Origin of the sequence: Paenibacillus sp. BIC5C1, from assembly GCF_032399705.1 — a bacterium.
Lineage (GTDB): Bacteria > Bacillota > Bacilli > Paenibacillales > Paenibacillaceae > Paenibacillus > Paenibacillus taichungensis_A.
In genome coordinates this window covers 3,204,162-3,222,111 of sequence record NZ_CP135922.1, presented here as the reverse complement: position 1 = coordinate 3,222,111, position 17,950 = coordinate 3,204,162, and the positions used below count along the sequence as shown (strand labels likewise).

Sequence of the window (17,950 nt, the reverse complement as noted above, 5' to 3'; positions counted from 1 at the left end):
TACAAAAATATACAAAGAATACAAAAAGGCTGCTTCCCAACAAGTTAAACCTGCTGGAGAGCAGCCTTTCTGAAATCTATGATTTATTTTGCGAATTGTTTTGTCAATTGAATAGTTCTTTCGATGAGTGTAGCAGCTTCTGCGCGAGTTGTATTCCCTTTCGGTTTCAATGTTCCGTCTGGATAACCGTTAACGAGCCCGTTGGTAATGGCCACAGCAAGTGCAGAACGTGCCCAACCGGATATTTCAGCGCCATCGGAGAAGCTGATATTACTATCTGAATCCGCGATCTGCGCTGCACGAACGACCATAGTCGCAATTTGCTCGCGGGTCACCAATTCATCTGGACGGAAGGTGTTATCACTATATCCATTCACAATGCCCAGACCTGCCGCAGTGGAAATTGCGTCTTGCGCCCAATGCGTCGCAGTATCCGCAAATCCTTTGTCAGAAGAGCCTTGCAGATGTAAAGCCTTAATGATAAGAGTGATAAATTCGGCTCTGGTAATTTTTTTATCCGGTCTGAAACTGTTGTCCGGGTAACCCTGGATTACCCCGAGTTCAACCAAATCCATAATACTGCCGGAAGCCCAATGTCCTACGAGATCCGTGAAATTCTTGCTTCCTTCCGGAGTTGGCGTTATGGTCTTATCGGATACCAGAACAGCAAACTTGGTAAAATGATTAATGGTCCCCGATACCGTTCCATTCATTTGATCCACTTTCATATTATCGAGTGAAACCCACTTTTGGACTTGCTCATTGAACCAATACAATCCCACTATTGATTTGTCAAAGTCTACATTGTTCTTGTCAAATGGCAAAGTGACAGTTACCGGCTTGCTGAAATCTCCACTCTTGCTTGAAGTAATCTCATAGACATCCCCGAGCAGTTTCAATGTGGAATTGGTGAACAGATTCGCCGTTTGGCTTACTTTATTTACGGAAATGACGATGCTGCTATCCGTCGATCCAGCTGGCACATTGATATTGACCCCGCCCAGGCTCAACAATCCACCATTCACAGTAATCGTTCCACTGTTGGCAGTGATACCCGTTTGATCACCATTCGTTCCTCCAGTTGGAGTTGAAGGATTCGAAGGCGTTGGTGGAACGGAGGTGGATTCTCCGGCTCTAACAACAGTTACACTGTAAGTCTTGCTTGATCCATTACGTGCTTGCACCGTAATTGGAATTACATTTTTTCCAACGGACAGCCCGAACGATTGGTTTATTCCGTTTGGATAAGGTTCACCTTTGGCAGACAAGGCAGCCTGGCTATCCGTAGCCTTCGCCGTAATGTTGATGGAGTCTGTTGCTTGTTCAACATTCAGAGTATACGTTGTAATTGCAGGATTGAATGCTGGAGTCAAAGAACCTTGATCAACGGATATATCATCCAATGTGGAAACGTCAATCAGCTTCCCGTTTCGCATATCTTCCTTTACAAGCTCAAAATCCGCTGCGACCTGGTGGGAGTAATCCTCCGCTGCATTAAGAATAAAGTTCTGCAAATCATCCCAGATGGGTACAATATTCGTTACAAAACGTTCCTCAAAACGATAGTCCAACTCATCGGATACCTTGTCCAAGCGTGAACTTGCATAAGCATAAGCCTTGGCCGCATCGACCAAATACTGCTCCAGCTCTTGTTTGTTCTTAAATGGCTTATCTGTGTAATCACCTTTAAAAGGTGAGACTTCCTTGATCAGATATGAGCGATTCATTGCTTCAAGTACACCCAGATAAGAATCGGGATCAACTGAAGTTTTAAGATAAGCATCTTTCGATACATTGGCGTCCCGAGTCTGCTCTTTCACATCAAGCAGAATATCATCCGTATTGGCCTCACTTGCTCCTTCGATTAACACATTGTACCGTTCAACTCCAATGCTGCCAATTCCCTGATGAATACGGCGTACAATATCCTTGATCTTAAAATAGGCATCGAACTCATCGTCACTCAGGTTCGGGAAATTGCTTCTGACTTGTAATTTGTATGCTTCCCAAGCGGCTTGCAGGGAAGATTTCTCTGCATTTGTAGCGGATTCAAACTTATCGGAGTTGCCAGCAATGTTCAATTTCCCATCAAGTGCCCGCTTGCCGAGCAATTTTTGCAAAGCTTCCTCATAAGACACTTTGGAGACTTTGTCCATGACCTCTTTCGTATAAGCCGTTACATTGCTTTTGGTCAACTTGGTGTTCTTGGGGTTTTTCTCGCTATTAATCTCTATCAGCGTATCTTTATAGGTATTTAGAAAGGTTCGAGATACATCCCGGAAATCGGCGTCCTGCAGATTGGTAATCGCAGAGCTGTCTTTTTCGTATTTGACTACATAAACACTTGTAACAAAGCGAATCAGATCGTCATAAAAGCTGCCGATTCCGGAAGAATCCACATCGTTTAAGCTGAACACCATTTGGTTGGTACTATCGTTAAAAGTCCCCACATTCTGAATATGCGCGTCGCCTTGCGTGTACGTAAGAATGTCCTTCTCATTCCAGCCTGGAATTATCGAATTTGGAGAAGGAATAAGGCCGTCTGCCAGATCCGCTTTGAATAAGGAATGTGTACCGCGCAGGAAGGTGTATTCGTTCGCTCCCATGGCATCATTTCCATATTTATATTCTTTGGTGGCAGGGTCATTAAAACCTGTATTGTCCGCTATGATGCTGTCTTCAACGGCATGTCTGCGATTCTCATCAGCCAGAAGTGGTTGACTGTACCGAAGCAGGGGGACGCCGATCATTTCCGAAGCCAGCCAGTCTGTATCCTGTACTGCCTCAGCCATTAACGTCACATTCAGCATGACGGAGTTCATGACAGCAGAAGTGGATGTACCCGAAATGGAGAGTGTAATTGTACGATCACTGCTTCGGCCCTCAGCCTTGATACTCCAGTCTCCCTCAGGAAGGCCCGTCACACTGTAAGCATTCGAGTCCAGTACTCCATCCACGGGAAGGCCGGCGCTAAGATTGAGTTGAATCGTGGTATTCAAGTTCTTCGCACCGTTCATTCGAATGTTGGACGATGAGGAGTCCAATGTGGCTACAATCTTATTGGAAGGTATGAACTGTGCCAATGTTACAGTATTGCTTCCTTGATACACCGTTAAGGATGAGACTGGTCTGTGTACTTGATCCCACGCACCAGGTTGAATCTCAAATGTCAGAAGGCTGTCTGAAACCACATTCCCGGTACCGTCTCCAGTTATGGTCACTTCGATCTGATCTCCGTTCGCATTGGCTTCAGCAGTGAATCCTGCCGGGAGGCCTAGTACACTGAAGTCATCGGATGACCATGGTCCCTGCTTAACCAAGCCTCCAAATGCATTTAACGTAATCTTGTTATGTACAGGATCAACACTCGAAGCAGATTGCATCTCTAACCTTTGATTACTTTCCAAAATGACATAGGCGGAAGTTGTGCTTGAATTGCGAGCCTTCGCCCCTTTGACCTTCTCGAAGTCATTTCCGTTATTCCGTGTGTCCCAGTTGTTTCCGCGATTCGGAAACGCAGCTGCAGTCGTGCTACTTTCTGGATTTAGCGGATCATACACCAAACGCTGCATGGTACTCTGCTTGCCCGCTTCCGGCGCCGGACTCCCCAAATAAGCGTCAGCACTATATCCAACAAAATCAATTACATGTTCCTGTAAAACATCTGCCGTTGGATCGTTTGCTGTCAACAGTTGTGTCGTATTTAACAAAACGAGTTTGCCACTGTTGTTGCCTAATTTAAATGAAGCTTCAGTGGCATCCGGCTGTGGAAGCTGCTCTCCGACGTTTCCGTTGCTGCCAAGCGCAATCAAATAATAACCATATGCCGGAATCTGGGCAGTCGTTGTCCCTAGCTGGGCTAACTTCCAATTATTCTTTTGGGTATCCGCAAATTGTATAGACCAGTCGCTCAGCGAAACAGGTTCTGCTGTCGGATTATATAGTTCTACAAAATCGTTGCCGTACACGTCGAGTACGTCGTCTTTTTTGCCTCCATAAAAATGGCTGATCACCACGTTTTTCGCTAAATTGCTGGTGTTAAGGTTTTCTGATGCTGCAGCATGGCCGATTCCTGCAAATGTCCAGAATGTTTGAATAACCATTACGGCCACAAGGATCGTTGCTACCCAGCGTTGATTGATATCTTTCAAGTTGTTAACCCCTCTCCCATGTAAAAGCTCAGGCTAGTATATCAACCCAATGTAAGAGGACAGTTAAACTAAAAAATCATATTATTAAAATTGTAAAATCCTTGAATATGTAAAAATCACAACAAATGTATACAGTGGATGATCTTTTAATAAAAGAAAATAAAAGAGCCGCGACTGCTCGCGGCCCCCAGGTTGCTGGATGCGGGAATCTGAATTCCTGCTATCCCTTAAGATACATTTCCATACCATTTATACGTCATGGCCGACTTGCCTGGAATAGTGACAACGAAGCTTTGGCTGCCCCATTGGATCTTCACATTTTTTGACGCACTGGAAGAGTTGTAGGCAACTACCACTTTGGAACCGTCCGGATTGCGGAAAGCCACATTTTTGACTTCAGATCCGGTGTTGCTGTCAATGCGGTATGCATTGGGTACTACAAATTTACTAAAGTGACCTAGCAAATAATATTGTTTGTGATATGTGACATTATTCTCAGGAGCATCATTACGGTTGTCCGAGTTACGGATTGTAATCATGCCTTTGTTCGTGTTGTTCGGTGAAAGCAATGCTGGACCGTCTTTTTGATCCAGGGCAGCGTTCCAGAGAATGATCGATTTGGACCAGTTTCTCGTAATATTAATGAACTCGTTCATCATATTATCGAAGCCTGAAGAGGTCCCATTCTGCGGATCATTCCAGTTGCCGAAACCACCCTCCGTGAACCAAATTTCCTTGTCCGGGTGACTGTTATTCATGGAGGTCATTGTCGATCCGTCCCCACTGTCATAATGGTGGAATGCGCTACCGGATACGTAGCTACCCTTGCCTGCGTTCTTCAGATTCGTAATAACTTGGTTCGGGAAGTTCCAGTCCAGAAAGTTATGGTCGAATGCAATAATCTTCGTGTTAATTCCGGCATTGCGGAGTGTTGGTCCAAGATAATCGCCGATAAAGCCCGTCTGATCCTGTACATTCATACCCATGGAAGGATAATGGGATGGCTCGTACATTGGCTCATTTTGCAACGTAACAGCATAGATGGGTACACCTTCAGCCTGGTAGGCTTCAATGTATTTTTTGAAATAGTTTGCATATGTGCCATAGTGTTCTGCTCTCAGTTTGCCGCCGTTCAGATTGTTGGAATATTTCATCCAGGCAGGCGCACTCCATGGGGAACCCATGACTTTGATATTGGGATTCTTAGCGATTGCCGCTTTGACCATGGGCAGTATGTAAGCCTTGTCCCGGTCGATCGTAAATTGGTTGAGAGAAGTATCATTTGGCGTATCGGCATAAGTGTAGGCGGCCCAGGCAAAATCAGAACTTCCGATCGGCTGTCTCAATAAGCTAAGTCCAATGCCTGTGGTGCCAAACAACCTCTCCATCACTTCCGCGCGCTTATTGTTATCCAGCTTGTAGTTCATGAGCCATGCGGAAGCATCCGTTAACGACACTCCAAAACCATCCATTTGCTGATACGTTTTGTTCTCATTTACCGTAATAGTAACATCAGCATTGCCTGAGTTGCTGCTGAAGTTTTTGGATGCAATCTTGGTGAGTCTCGCATCTGTTCTAAGCCCCACTGCCGGTTCGGAATTGGGGTCTGAAGTTGAAATCCATACCTCCACCTGTTCACCTGCTGCATGCGCAGTCTTGGGCATATATGAACCATATGAACCCGCCGTTACCAGAAAAGTGGACAGCAACACTAACGCACTCTTTTTCCATATCTTCATCAACATATCTCCTTTAATTTGTTATTATTTGAACAGCCAAATATCAAATACCAGAAAATGAAATCGATTTCATTTTTAAAATCATGAAGTCCTTTTTCACTTTATTGCATACCGTAGTACTAACACCTCCTTTTTGAAGGGTATCGGAGAAAGATATAGATCAAAAAACTTGTAAGCGTTAACAAAGATATTTATACACTTTATTGGAAAAAATTTCAACAGTAAATTTTATTTTTTTATTTAAAATTGTAAAAAAACCTGAAAAGGACTGGATTTTACGCTCATTCTGCTCCTCATTTCCCCCTGATTGCCATCATATAATACATAAATGACGTACTCTGGAGGTATCCGCGCAATGAGCCATATACTGAGCACGATTGATGAGGAAATAAGTCGGATGACGACTTCATTACTTCAACAGCAGCGACAAGATGGTTCCTGGCATTTCTGTTTTGAGAACGGTACAGTAATTGATGCTTATGTCATCATTCTCTTTCGAATATTGGAAGTCCCAAATGAAGCGCTGATCCGGGAGTTGCATGATCGTATCCTTAAAGAACAGCAAAAGGATGGATGCTGGAGATTGTACACCGATGAAGAGGATGGAAATTTATCCGCATCGGTTGAAGCCTATTACGCCCTTCTTTACTCCGGGTACAGCCAGAGCACGGACGAGCCAATTCAGCGGGCCAAACAGTATATTCAGTCCAAAGGAGGTATCGAAAAAGTTACCAGCATTTTGACCAAAGCCATACTTGCCGCCACCGGACAAATGAAATGGCCTTTATCCATCTCTATGATCCCCCTGGAGATACTCATGTTCCCTAACTATTTTCCCATCAACTATTTTGAATTTTCCGGTTATTCCAGAGTTCACCTCACTCCTATGCTCATTATGGCAGACTTGCGCTTCTCCATTACAGCAACCCATGCTCCCGATCTGTCTGATCTGACAGACTTACGGAATGTTGCTGATGAGTCAACTGCTCGTGGATATCAGGAAATGCAGAACAACATTCTAAGCGGGAGAAGCCGAATGCTCGGTAATCCTCGCCACATCCACAACACGGCAAGAACGAAGGCGGAACAGTTCATGATAGAACGGATTGAGTCTGATGGCACATTATACAGCTACGCCAGTAGTACAATTCTCATGATTTTTGCCCTATTGGCCCTAAAATACGATAAGCAGCATCCCTTGATTACAAAAGCCATAACCGGACTCACGGCAATGCAGTGCCGTTCTTCAGGAGGTAAAACAACGATTCAAAACTCTCCATCAACCGTATGGGATACGGCCTTAATCACTTACGCATTGCAGGAGGCTTCTCTCACCGATGACCATAAGTCTATTCAGCTCGCGGCCTCCTATTTGCTCTCCCGTCAGCAAAATAAAAGAGCCGACTGGAGCATCCATAATCCGAATACAGTCGCTGGAGGATGGGGATTTTCGGAGTCGAATACAATCAATCCAGACGTGGATGATACAACGGCAGCTTTACGGGCTATCCGAAGCATGTCCACTACTCTTCCAACGTTTCAGGAATCCTGGAATCGCGGACTGAATTGGGTTCTGTCCATGCAAAATAAAGATGGCGGTTGGCCGGCATTCGAAAAAAATACAAACAAGGAGATGCTCACCTGGCTTGCCATTGATGGTGCCAAATCCGCGGCTACAGACCCTTCAGAAGCTGACCTGACGGGACGTACCTTGGAGTACCTCGGTAACTTTGCCGGGCTTGACACCAGGCATGAATGGATTAATCGTGGAACGAAATGGCTTATTCGAAACCAGGAGAAAGATGGCTCGTGGTACGGAAGATGGGGCGTATGTTATATCTACGGTACCTGGGCAGCATTAACCGGTCTTACGGCAGTTGGGCTACCTGCAAACCATGATACAGTGCAAAAAGGAGTGCAGTGGCTCTTAAATATCCAGAACTCCGACGGTGGCTGGGGAGAATCCTGTCAGAGTGACCGACTCCTGCACTATGTGCCATTAGGGGAGAGCACCCCTTCTCAGACCGCTTGGGCACTTGACACACTAATTGCAGTCCAATCCGAACCTACACTTGAGATGAATCAAGGCATTCTAAGGCTTATTGCATCAATGCACGAGAACGATTGGAGAACCACTTATCCAACAGGAGCTGGTTTGCCCGGGAATTTTTATTCCCATTATCACAGCTATACATATATTTGGCCTCTTCTCACATTAAGTCACTACAGAAGCAAATATGGGGCATCTTAAAAACTTGCTTTACGCGGCTATTTTTTAATATTTCAGATCCCGCTCAATGTTCACCCATACTTCATCAAATTAACCTAAGAAACAGGGAACTCTTAGAGCTCCCTGTTTTTGTTTGAACTCATTTATTGAATGATCAAATTAAAGCCATTTTGAATCTGATTCACATTAGGGTTCGCAATGTTGCTTGTTGTCAGATTATTGAATGTGGCAGAACCATTACCGGTATAGGTGTAAATTGCTGCACCTTTATGCGGCGTTGTGAACCTAGATGTCTCAATACCGTCCAGACCAGTACCATTAATGTTGATGTTATTAAACACAATGTTCTGGAAACCGCCGCCGTACCCGAATTGAATAGCACTGCGCTGGGTATTGAGAATGTCAATATTGGTAAACGTTACGTTCTTGATGGAATCGTTGGAAGCTTCAAGATCAATAGCTCCGCGTTCACCATTGTACAGATCTTTACTTGTGCCGCTGTTAATGATCGTTGTATCGGAGAACAGAATACCTGTGTTATTTTGGAAATGGTATCCAGGGAAAACAGTGTTCATCCGGATCGCCGAACCGCCAACCGTGTCAACAATCAGGTTGTTGGTTGCCTTATGTCCGCTGCCACCAAAGAATGCAATGCCTGCTGCGCGCCAGTTGTTCTCAATCGTGTTGAACGAGAATGTGTTGTTCACACCGGCAGGCGCACCATTCACGTTGCTGGTCCATACGGCCAGACCATCATCACCATTGTTGCGGACACTGCTGTTGCGTACAGTCGAATTGCTCGTGCCTTGGGCAAAGTTGACACCGTCAGCAAGGTTATTCCGAATACGACTGTTCTCGATCACTAGGCCATCGGCAATGATTGCAGGTGTATGGGCGTAATCCCCTACCCAGAAACCACATTCAAAGTGCTCGACCCATACGTTGCTAACCTTCGAATTTTTACCGAAATTGTCCATAAATCCTTTGTACACTGCATTCTCGTTATAGCGCGAACGCAACATGGAGTTCATATAAATATTGCTGAAATCCAGCTTGCCCTGCACACGGAAAGAAATCCCGCCTGAGGCTGCATTAGGGTTGGTAAACTGAATGTTCGTATGCCAGATGCCTGCACCTACAACGGTGAGGTTGTTAATCATATTCGTCGGCGTACCAATTTTCCACATATTGCCCAGATGGAACGTGCCCTCAGGGATATATAGAGTCTTGCCTGTGGATACCGCGGATTGGACTGCCGCTTCAAATGCGGCAAGGTCATCGTTTCCATCATTTGCAATCGCGCCGAAATCGGTTACAGAGACGGAGTTGGCCGGACGCGGGATCACCGCCTGAACGGGTTCGATTTCGAGGAAATCCACACCGTATTCCAGGTTATCTCCATTGTTTTTTTGAATACGAATGGTGTCTCCAGCTTTTAGAGGTGTATCAAGTTTCCAGTGCACTTCATCAAAACGGAACAACGGACGTCCTGCACTTGGTGTATCCCCCGGATGATCACTGGAGAAGTACTGCCAATTGTAGTAGGAGGTCAAAGGAACCGTCTTGGCCTTGGTCCCGTTAACGTAGACGTCAAGTGCGCCGTTAAGACCCATGCCATCTGTGGAATCCGGCATCGTGAATCGCATGGTTACACCTGCGCCTCCCTCCCCTTGTCTAACCGTCCATTGTGCATAGGAACCGTTGGAAGGAAGAGCGATATAGCGCTGGCCAGAGGCTTCCGAAGCCGTCAGAGCCTGATCAAAGGTTGGTGCGGATTTCAGTGTGGCACTGCCACCACGCGTAGCATCATCCGTATCATACCGGGTATAAGGCATGCTTGCACCACGGGCTGAATATACGTTCAAACCTGTTGTAACGACGTTATTCGTTTGTTTGACCGGAGCTTCATTGTTGTCCACTGCTACGGTAGTTGTCACATTGTAGTTACCGGTTGCAGCAGTCCAGGTACCTACATTGACATTGACCGAAGCTCCAGGTGCCAATGTACCAGTATAGGAACCACTATACGTCTGAAGTGTTGCCCCGGCAGCGTTCTTGAGAACTACTGTAACTCCATGTGCACCGCCTGCGGAGGCCATGTTGCCTTGATTTTTCAGATTAACCGTAAAAGTTACTGTGCTGTTTGCTGTAGGGGTTCCAGGACTCCAAGAGAGAATGCCTACCAGATCAGAACTTGTAATCGGTGCAACCACCAATGAAGAGGTGTGTGTGTAACTGTTGTTTCCTTCATTCTCTTCGATGATCTGGTTATTCTCATCTACCTTGGCACTGAGCGTATATGATGCAGCTGCTTTATTGCCAGCATTAAGCGAGACCGTTGTCGAAGCCCCTGCTTGCAAAGCAGTTACTGGGGAGGAACCCGCCAGTTCATTGTTTAGATAGAAGTTGACGCTAGAAGCTGGAGAAGCGGCAGAACCAATATTTTTGACGATGGCATTGAGGGTGACGGCATTATTCTCGACTGGAGACGATGGAGACCAGGACATGCCTGTAATCGTCAGATCAGGATTGGGTGCAGGTGTGCCGAATACCTGAAACTCAGCAATTTGCCCGGCAGGAGCGCCCGAGTTCGTGGTAATGTTGAGTTGAAGACGTTTAACCGTTGCTGTAACGGGAATGGTCACCGTGTTACCGGAAGCCGGGTTAAATGTATATGATTGAGCGGAAACCAGATTGCTGAAGGTTGTTGTATCCTGGTTATGTCCAAGCACTTGAATGGTCTGTGTTCGGGTGCTCCAGACCGAATCCGGGTTGAGTTTAAGTACAATGGATGTAATCTTATGATTGGAGCCTAGATCCAACGTCAGTGAGCTTGGATTGCTGCCCCCTTCCCAGTACGAATTGATATTGTTATCGTTTGCATTCGCAGCTACGAAGGATAAAGTGCTCGATGATGCAGTAATCGACTTGCCGATGGCGATGTTGCTTCCCTCTGTAGGGATGATTGGGGGATCCACAGGATCGGGGCCAGGTAACGTTGGTCCCTCACTGCCTGGGCCGTAAATTTCAAATGTCGACAGTTGAGCTGCCGGCCACTCGGAATTGCCTGTTATGCTTAAGCGAACGTACCTTGTCTCCACAGCAGGAAAATCAATCTTAACCGAGTTCTCCCCATCTGATGGATTAAATACATATTCCGCAGAACCTACGATATCTGTGAACGATGAACCGTTCGTGCTGCCTTGCACGGTTATCGTTTGGGTTCTCTTTTCCCACACTGTCGGAAGCTTCAATACGATTTGGTCAATGTTGGTGTTGGTGCCAAGGTCCACTTGAATCCATTGGGGGAACTCACTATTAGTACTTTCCCAATAGGTTGCTTGGTTACTGTCAATCACATTGGTTGGACTGTATGTTTGGTTGTACCCGCTCGCGGTAACCTGTTTGCCCTGTGCCAGATCCGGTCTTTCGGCTGCTGATACAGGAGATGGAAATCCGACAGTCAGGAATACGTTCGAGATCAGCATCGTTAATACGAGTGACCACACAATGTACTTGTTGCGCAAATTCAATTCCTCCTCAGGTTATTAGCAAAATGGTTTTTCAAAGAAAAATGGACGGTTGATCTGCCTTATTCATTCGCTGCGCCGATCATCACCCCCTTATCAAAGTACAAGACAAAAAAATGGCAAACTCATACAACAACATGGACTTCACGACAGTAATTCGTGGACGCTACTTACTTTGAGGAGTTTCTCGGATATACTGATTTGCTTTCCTGCTTGGATTTGCCATCTCTGGAATAGATTTAGTATAAACCACTTTCATTCCTTCTTATCGGACCCCTAGAGACGGTATTCGGACTTCTGATGTTCCTTTTTGGATGTTTACGAGCAGCCTTAAGGCTTGCGATCAGGAAATACATCGTTATCCAGACTTTCCTGTGTGCATTTCGGACTTTTGAACCAAAAGAGGTAAATATTTATATTTTTTCAAGCAATGAATTTATACTATTTCTGTCCTGTTCGTTCTGGATCTGATGATCAGCATCTTTCAAACAACAAAAAGCACGCATTGATCCACCTATGGTCAATGCGTGCTTTTTGTTAAATTCATGCAGCGGGATACCTATTTTTGAAACACACGCCCTAGTTCAGGCCAAAGCCACAAACGAGCATGAAGCCTAGAATGGACAACACTATAGAGCCCAGTAATCCTGCCAAAAAAGGTTTCTTACCCAGACGACGGAAGGTTGCAATATCCACACCCAACCCCAATCCAGCCATGGCCATCGCGAGCAGCATATAGGACAGAACCAGAAGTCCCGAGATCAACTCTTGCGGAATAATACCCAGCGTGTTTAAACCACTCATAGCCAGAAACCCGAAAATGAACCAGGGTACTGGCAATTCACGCCAAGAGATTCCTTTAGATGATTTTTGCTCTCCCTCACGCGCCTGTCGTCCACTCCACAAACCGATGATCAGCGCAATGGGCACCAACATGGCGACCCTGGTTAGCTTTACGATGACTGCCATATCAGTTGCCGCTTGCCCTCCAGGTGCAGCTCCAGCAATGACGTGTGCCACTTCATGCAGCGTAGCCCCTGTGAATAGGCCATATCCATTCGCACTTAAACCCAACACAGGGTATAACAAAGTATATGCAAGGGTGAAGATTGTGCCCAATATCGCCACCGTAGCCGCTCCTACTGCTGTTTCTTCGTCTTTGGCCTTGATCTGTGGCGCAATCGCGACCACTGCCGCTGCACCGCAGATGGCTGTACCACAAGCAGTCAACAGCCCTATTCGTTTGTCGATCTTTAACCACTTGCTCAGCACGTAAACAACAAAAATCGTAACAACAACATTGATTGCCGCTAGCGCAACGACTTTGTAGCCTGCATGAACAATATCCATAAGGTTCAGCTTCAAACCCAGCAGGATGATGCCGAACCGCAGCAATCGCTTTCCCGAAAAGGATATCCCTGATTGCGCGGTCAACGGAACGCCACGCACCGCCCGGTACAAGATGCCAAGCAGAATTGCAATAACGAGTTGTCCCATGATATTTAAGAGCGGCAGATAACCCAGCAGCTTGGCGATCAACGAGAGCAGTAAAGTCAGTCCGATCCCCTGCAGAAATCCCCTGTTCCTAACACCTTTTATGTTTTTAACGAATCTCAATTGTGTCTGTAAAATCATAGCTCTACACTTCCTTATCGGATAAAGTATATCCTTACTATAGAAGCAGACAGGAAGGAAGTGAAATATGAATCTGCGATTTTAACCATTACAAAAACTTATGATTAATTAGGTATCTTGTGCTAAAATGAGCTCAATAGGCTTATAACTATAAAAACACATTATTTAAATGAGGAATTCTAATGATAACTGATGCATTAAAAGTCTTCGTTACCGTTGCGGAACAAAGCCATTTCTCCAAGGCCGCAGAACTGCTGAACCTGTCCCAACCCGGGGTGAGCCTGCACATCAAAAATCTGGAAAATGAGCTAGGAGCCAAGCTGCTGCATCGTTCGCCAAAGCATGTGTCCCTGACTGAAGCGGGGGCAATCCTCTACAAACATGCCAAAGTCATTCAGGCCCGCTACGATGAAGCGCGCCAGGAGATTCAAATGCTGCGGGATGAGGTGACCGGAAGCATTCAGATCGGGGCCAGCTTCACCATCGGTGAATATATTTTGCCTAAGAAGCTGGCAGAATTCGCAGCGCAGTATCCGCAGGTCAACATTCAGGTTACGATTGGCAATACCCAGGAGATTCTGTCTGCGGTTAGGGGAAACCAACTGGATATCGGATTTGTGGAGGGTGAGGCACAAGCCTCGTCAGACCTTGACGTTATCCCTTACATGAAGGATGAGATGATCGTAGTAGCTCCTTCCGGCCATCCTCTCTCCGGTTCGGTAGTGGTAGAGCAGAATATGCTTCAGGATCAGGTCTGGGTTCTTCGTGAGTTGGGTTCGGGAACACGCGCGTTTAGCGATCATTTTATGGAACAGACTGCGATCCGTCCCAAACGCTCCTATGTCTTCACCAGCAGTCAGGGTGTGAAGGAAGCGGTTGCTGCGGGACTCGGTATTGCAATGGTATCCAGATGGATTGTTCATAAGGAGCTGGCCACCGGGGAAGTCGAAGAACTGCGAATCAGACAGCTGCATCTGGAGCGCAATTTCTCCATCATTCGCCTCAACGAATATTCACATTCCATGGCGCTTGATGTTTTCTTGCAAAAGCTTCTTTTCGTCAAAAAAGAGGGTTGAAGGCTATTCGCCTTCAACCCTCTTTCGAACTACACAAGCAGATACATTCTTGCTTCATAAGGACGAAGTGCGTTCTCTGAAACAACGTCCGAATAGTTACTAATTAATAAACGTTTATCCCCTGCAAATTCGCTTGGAAGCTGGAATGGAACAACTTTGCCATAGAAGTTGCACAGGACTAGCAGTTTGGTATCACCAAGTGTCCGTGTGTAAGCGAAAAGGTTGGGGTCTTCCGGATACAACAGTTCATAATCCCCATAAATGATCACTTCATGCTCTTTTCGCAGCTGAATCAGTGTTTTATAGTAATGGTAAATGGAATCCGGATCATGTATAGATTCTTCCGCATTAATCTCCGTGTAATTCGGATTTACCAAAATCCATGGTTTGCCTTCGGTAAAACCCGCATTTTCGGAAGCGTCCCACTGCATCGGCGTACGTGCGTTATCACGGCCCTTTGCATAAATGGATTCCATCACTTCTTCCTCAGGATACCCATTCTCGACCCGTTCCTTATACAGATTCAGCAGCTCAATATCACGGTATTCTTCAATAGGGTAACGTACATTCGTCATACCTAACTCTTCACCCTGATACACATATGGCGTACCTTGCATGCCATGAAGAAGAGTCGCCAGCATTTTGGCAGACTGTACACGATATTCCCCGTCATTTCCCCAACGAGACACGATCCGCGGAAGGTCATGGTTATTCCAGAACAAGCTGTTCCAGGCTTCGCCCTTTAGCTCAGTCTGCCATTTGGACAACACTTTCTTTAATTGAAGCAGACCCAGCGGCTGGAGATCCCACTTTCCTTTTCCCTCCTGCTCATCCAGACTAATATGTTCAAATTGGAAGACCATGGATAGTTCACTGCCGTCAGGGTTGCTATAAAGCTTGGCACTCTCAGGCGTTGCCCCCCAGGTTTCTCCGACAGTTAGCAGGTCACCCTTTTGGAATGTCTCTTTACTGAGTTCACGCATATATTGGTGCAGATTTGGCCCATTGCCTGTAATTTTGAGGTCAGGCTGCTTGCCAATCAGATCGATAACATCAAGACGGAAACCACCTACGCCTTTATCCATCCACCATTGAATCATATCGTATATTTCCTGCCGTACCTTGGGGTTCTCCCAGTTCAGATCCGGTTGTTTAACAGAGAAAAGATGCAGGTAATACTGTCCCAACTCGGGAACCCATTCCCAGGCAGATCCACCAAATGTTGAACCTAAATCGTTGGGAGGTGTTCCTTCCACACCATCTCTCCACACGTAATAATCGTGGTACGGATTATCCTTGCTTTTCCGGGCTTCCTTGAACCAGGGGTGTTCGTCTGAAGAGTGGTTAAGCACCAGATCCATAATAATTCGGATGTCCCGCTTGCCTGCCTCCTGAATCAGCAATTCCATATCTTCAAGCGAACCAAACATCGGATCGATATCCTGGTAATCCGAAATGTCATACCCGTTGTCATCTTGCGGGGACTTGCACACTGGTGACAGCCAGATCGCACCGATGCCAAGATTCTTCAAATAATCGAGTCGGGATAAAATACCTTTCAGATCGCCGATGCCATCACCATTGCTATCTTGAAAGCTGCGGGGATAAATTTGATATACGACAACTTCTTTCCACCATTTTTGATTTCCCATAACGCACCACCTTTCTCTTAAACCAGATTCTGCTCATCCGGACTCCGTTCCATTCACGATTATTCTTTTACCGACCCCACAACAATTCCGGTCACAAAGTATTTTTGCAGCAGCGGGTAAATTAGCAGCAGCGGAATGACAGCTACTACGATTTTGGCTGCATTCAGATTTTTGTTCGAAATCTCAGTCAGATTGCTGAGCTGAGCAGAGTTTGTGCCAGATTGAAGAAGCTCCGCAATATTCACATTAAGCGACTGAATATAGGTCATAAGCGGATAATTGCTAACTTTGGTCATATAGATCAAACCACTGAAGAAATCATTCCACGTGCCCACAATACTGAACAGGGATACGGTCGCCAGCGCAGGAATAGACACGGGCACATACACTTTGAACAAGACCTGCAATGCATTTGCCCCGTCGATGAATGCCGCTTCTTCAAGCGCTTTTGGCACTGCGGCGAAGAAGTTCATCACAAGAATGACACTGAATATTGGAACAGCACCTGGCAGTACAAGCGACCAAATCGTATTGAGCATATCCAGGTTTTTGATCAACAGATAGCTGGGGATCATGCCCCCACTGAACAGCATGGCAAAAATCATGATATTCATATAAATATTTCTGCCCTTAAACTCCCTTTTTGATTTGGACAGCGGATAAGCCATCAAAACAATAAGAATCATGTTGAGCACAAGGGACAGAGCCACACGTAGAACGGAAATGCCAAAGGAGCGCCAGAACTGCGCATCATCAATAATTTTCGAATAAGCGGCTGTTGTAAACTTAACGGGTAACAGACCTACGGCATTGGCCGATACGGCCTCACTGCTGCTGAATGAAATCGCAACGATATTCCATAATGGAAGGAGGCAGATCAAAGCCAGCAATATAACGATGGCGTAGATGACAAACCGGCCCATTCGGTCTTTCAGGCTTGCGGAATAAGACACAAGTTTCGCCTCCTTAGAATATCTTTCTGTCGGTGTATTTTTTGGCCAATTCATTGGCGGACAATAATAGAACAATACCAATCACTGATTTGAACAACCCAACAGCCGTACCGAAACTATACTGTCTGCCAACGAGACCAATCCGGTATACATAGGTATCCAGAATATCGCCCGACTCATAGACAACCGGGTTATACAGATTGTAGATTTGATCGAAGCCTGCACTCAAAATATTGGTCAGACTCATAACCCCCATGAGCAGAATAATAGGCAGCATGCCCGGCAACGTAATATGCCATACTTTTCTCCACCAGCTCGCTCCATCTATACCTGACGCTTCATATAGGCCGGGATCAATCGAGGTAATTGCAGCCAAATAAACGATGGAGCTATAACCGAATTCCTTCCATACGTCCGTCCCGATAATCAGCGGCTGGAACCAGGTGTTGCTTCCGAGAAAATTAATATTTTCCAAGCCGAAAAAGGCTAAAATCTGGTTTACACTTCCATCCAGGCTGAACATGTTAACAACCACGGAGGCCAGAACAACCCAAGACAAAAAGTGAGGCAGATATACAATGGTCTGCACGGATTTTTTAACAAATTTAAAGCGGATTTCGTTTAATAAAATGGAAAAAATGATGGCCATCAGTGTGCCGAGTAGAATCTTGGCGATGGCAATCACCAACGTATTACTGATTACTTGCCCGATGTCCGGCAGCTTGAACATATAAATAAAATGCTTGAGTCCAACAAACTCGGAGCCAAACATACCTTTGGCTGGTACGTAATCCTGAAATGCCGTAATGACACCAACCATTGGAATGTAGCTGAATACCAGCAAAAATAAAATGCCAGGCAGCATCATCATATGATACATGGCACCCGTGCCCAAGCGGTTTCTTGCTTTATATTTTTCCTGCTTCATGGATGAACCCCTTTCCTGAAGAAAGGCTGCTTAGCGCAGCCCATCAGCAGTGTTAG

The 17,950-nt window shown here is 45.8% G+C and carries 9 protein-coding genes; 2 read left to right on the top strand and 7 right to left on the bottom strand.

Translation table 11 applies throughout. The annotated features are described in order from the left end of the window. Window positions 1–83 precede the first annotated feature (83 nt). The gene (locus RS891_RS14555; protein WP_315795764.1) at window positions 84–4,151 is read right to left on the bottom strand and encodes an S-layer homology domain-containing protein; all 4,068 of its coding nucleotides are present in this window, start codon (window positions 4,149–4,151) and stop codon (window positions 84–86) included. 227 nt (window positions 4,152–4,378) lie between these two features. Beyond that, on the bottom strand, window positions 4,379–5,890 hold the full coding sequence (locus tag RS891_RS14550) for a glycoside hydrolase family 30 protein (protein WP_113054896.1): 1,512 nt from the start codon (window positions 5,888–5,890) through the stop codon (window positions 4,379–4,381). Between the two features lie 355 nt (window positions 5,891–6,245). Between RS891_RS14550 and shc the strand changes: the two genes are divergently transcribed. Beyond that, window positions 6,246–8,141 carry a squalene--hopene cyclase gene (shc, locus tag RS891_RS14545; protein ID WP_315795762.1) on the top strand — a complete coding sequence of 632 codons (1,896 nt, stop codon included), beginning with the start codon at window positions 6,246–6,248 and terminating at the stop codon, window positions 8,139–8,141. A 122-nt stretch (window positions 8,142–8,263) separates the two neighbouring features. Here shc and RS891_RS14540 read toward each other — a convergent pair whose 3' ends face one another. Together RS891_RS14540 and RS891_RS14535 are read right to left on the bottom strand one after the other, a co-directional pair. Next, window positions 8,264–11,608 (bottom strand): discoidin domain-containing protein, encoded by a 3,345-nt coding sequence (locus RS891_RS14540; protein ID WP_425476096.1) that lies wholly within the window; start codon window positions 11,606–11,608, stop codon window positions 8,264–8,266. A 621-nt stretch (window positions 11,609–12,229) separates the two neighbouring features. After that, entirely contained in the window at window positions 12,230–13,285 is a 1,056-nt protein-coding gene (locus RS891_RS14535; RefSeq protein ID WP_315795758.1) for a YeiH family protein, read from the bottom strand. Between the two features lie 182 nt (window positions 13,286–13,467). On the opposite strand from RS891_RS14535, the gene RS891_RS14530 reads away from it, so the two are divergent. Then, window positions 13,468–14,361 carry a LysR family transcriptional regulator gene (locus RS891_RS14530; protein ID WP_315795757.1) on the top strand — a complete coding sequence of 298 codons (894 nt, stop codon included), beginning with the start codon at window positions 13,468–13,470 and terminating at the stop codon, window positions 14,359–14,361. Window positions 14,362–14,390: 29 nt separating this feature from the next. On the opposite strand, the gene RS891_RS14525 is transcribed toward RS891_RS14530, so the two are convergent. From RS891_RS14525 to RS891_RS14515, 3 genes are read right to left on the bottom strand one after another with little or no spacing between them, the layout of a single operon-like run. Next, the gene (locus tag RS891_RS14525; protein ID WP_315795756.1) at window positions 14,391–16,013 is read right to left on the bottom strand and encodes a glycoside hydrolase family 13 protein; all 1,623 of its coding nucleotides are present in this window, start codon (window positions 16,011–16,013) and stop codon (window positions 14,391–14,393) included. Window positions 16,014–16,072: 59 nt separating this feature from the next. Beyond that, window positions 16,073–16,966: a carbohydrate ABC transporter permease gene (locus tag RS891_RS14520; protein WP_113054902.1), complete on the bottom strand. Its 894-nt coding sequence runs from the start codon at window positions 16,964–16,966 to the stop codon at window positions 16,073–16,075. 13 nt (window positions 16,967–16,979) lie between these two features. After that, the gene (locus RS891_RS14515; protein ID WP_063565144.1) at window positions 16,980–17,894 is read right to left on the bottom strand and encodes an ABC transporter permease; all 915 of its coding nucleotides are present in this window, start codon (window positions 17,892–17,894) and stop codon (window positions 16,980–16,982) included. Window positions 17,895–17,950 lie beyond the last annotated feature (56 nt).

Bases quoted from the DNA above. Each gene is read 5' to 3' on its own strand.
- RS891_RS14550 (WP_113054896.1), bottom strand. From the start codon at position 5,890: ATGAAGATATGGAAAAAGAGTGCGTTAGTGTTGCTGTCCACTTTTCTG.
- shc (WP_315795762.1), top strand. From the start codon at position 6,246: ATGAGCCATATACTGAGCACGATTGATGAGGAAATAAGTCGGATGACG.
- RS891_RS14540 (WP_425476096.1), bottom strand. From the start codon at position 11,608: ATGCTGATCTCGAACGTATTCCTGACTGTCGGATTTCCATCTCCTGTA.
- RS891_RS14535 (WP_315795758.1), bottom strand. From the start codon at position 13,285: ATGATTTTACAGACACAATTGAGATTCGTTAAAAACATAAAAGGTGTT.
- RS891_RS14530 (WP_315795757.1), top strand. From the start codon at position 13,468: ATGATAACTGATGCATTAAAAGTCTTCGTTACCGTTGCGGAACAAAGC.
- RS891_RS14525 (WP_315795756.1), bottom strand. From the start codon at position 16,013: ATGGGAAATCAAAAATGGTGGAAAGAAGTTGTCGTATATCAAATTTAT.
- RS891_RS14515 (WP_063565144.1), bottom strand. From the start codon at position 17,894: ATGAAGCAGGAAAAATATAAAGCAAGAAACCGCTTGGGCACGGGTGCC.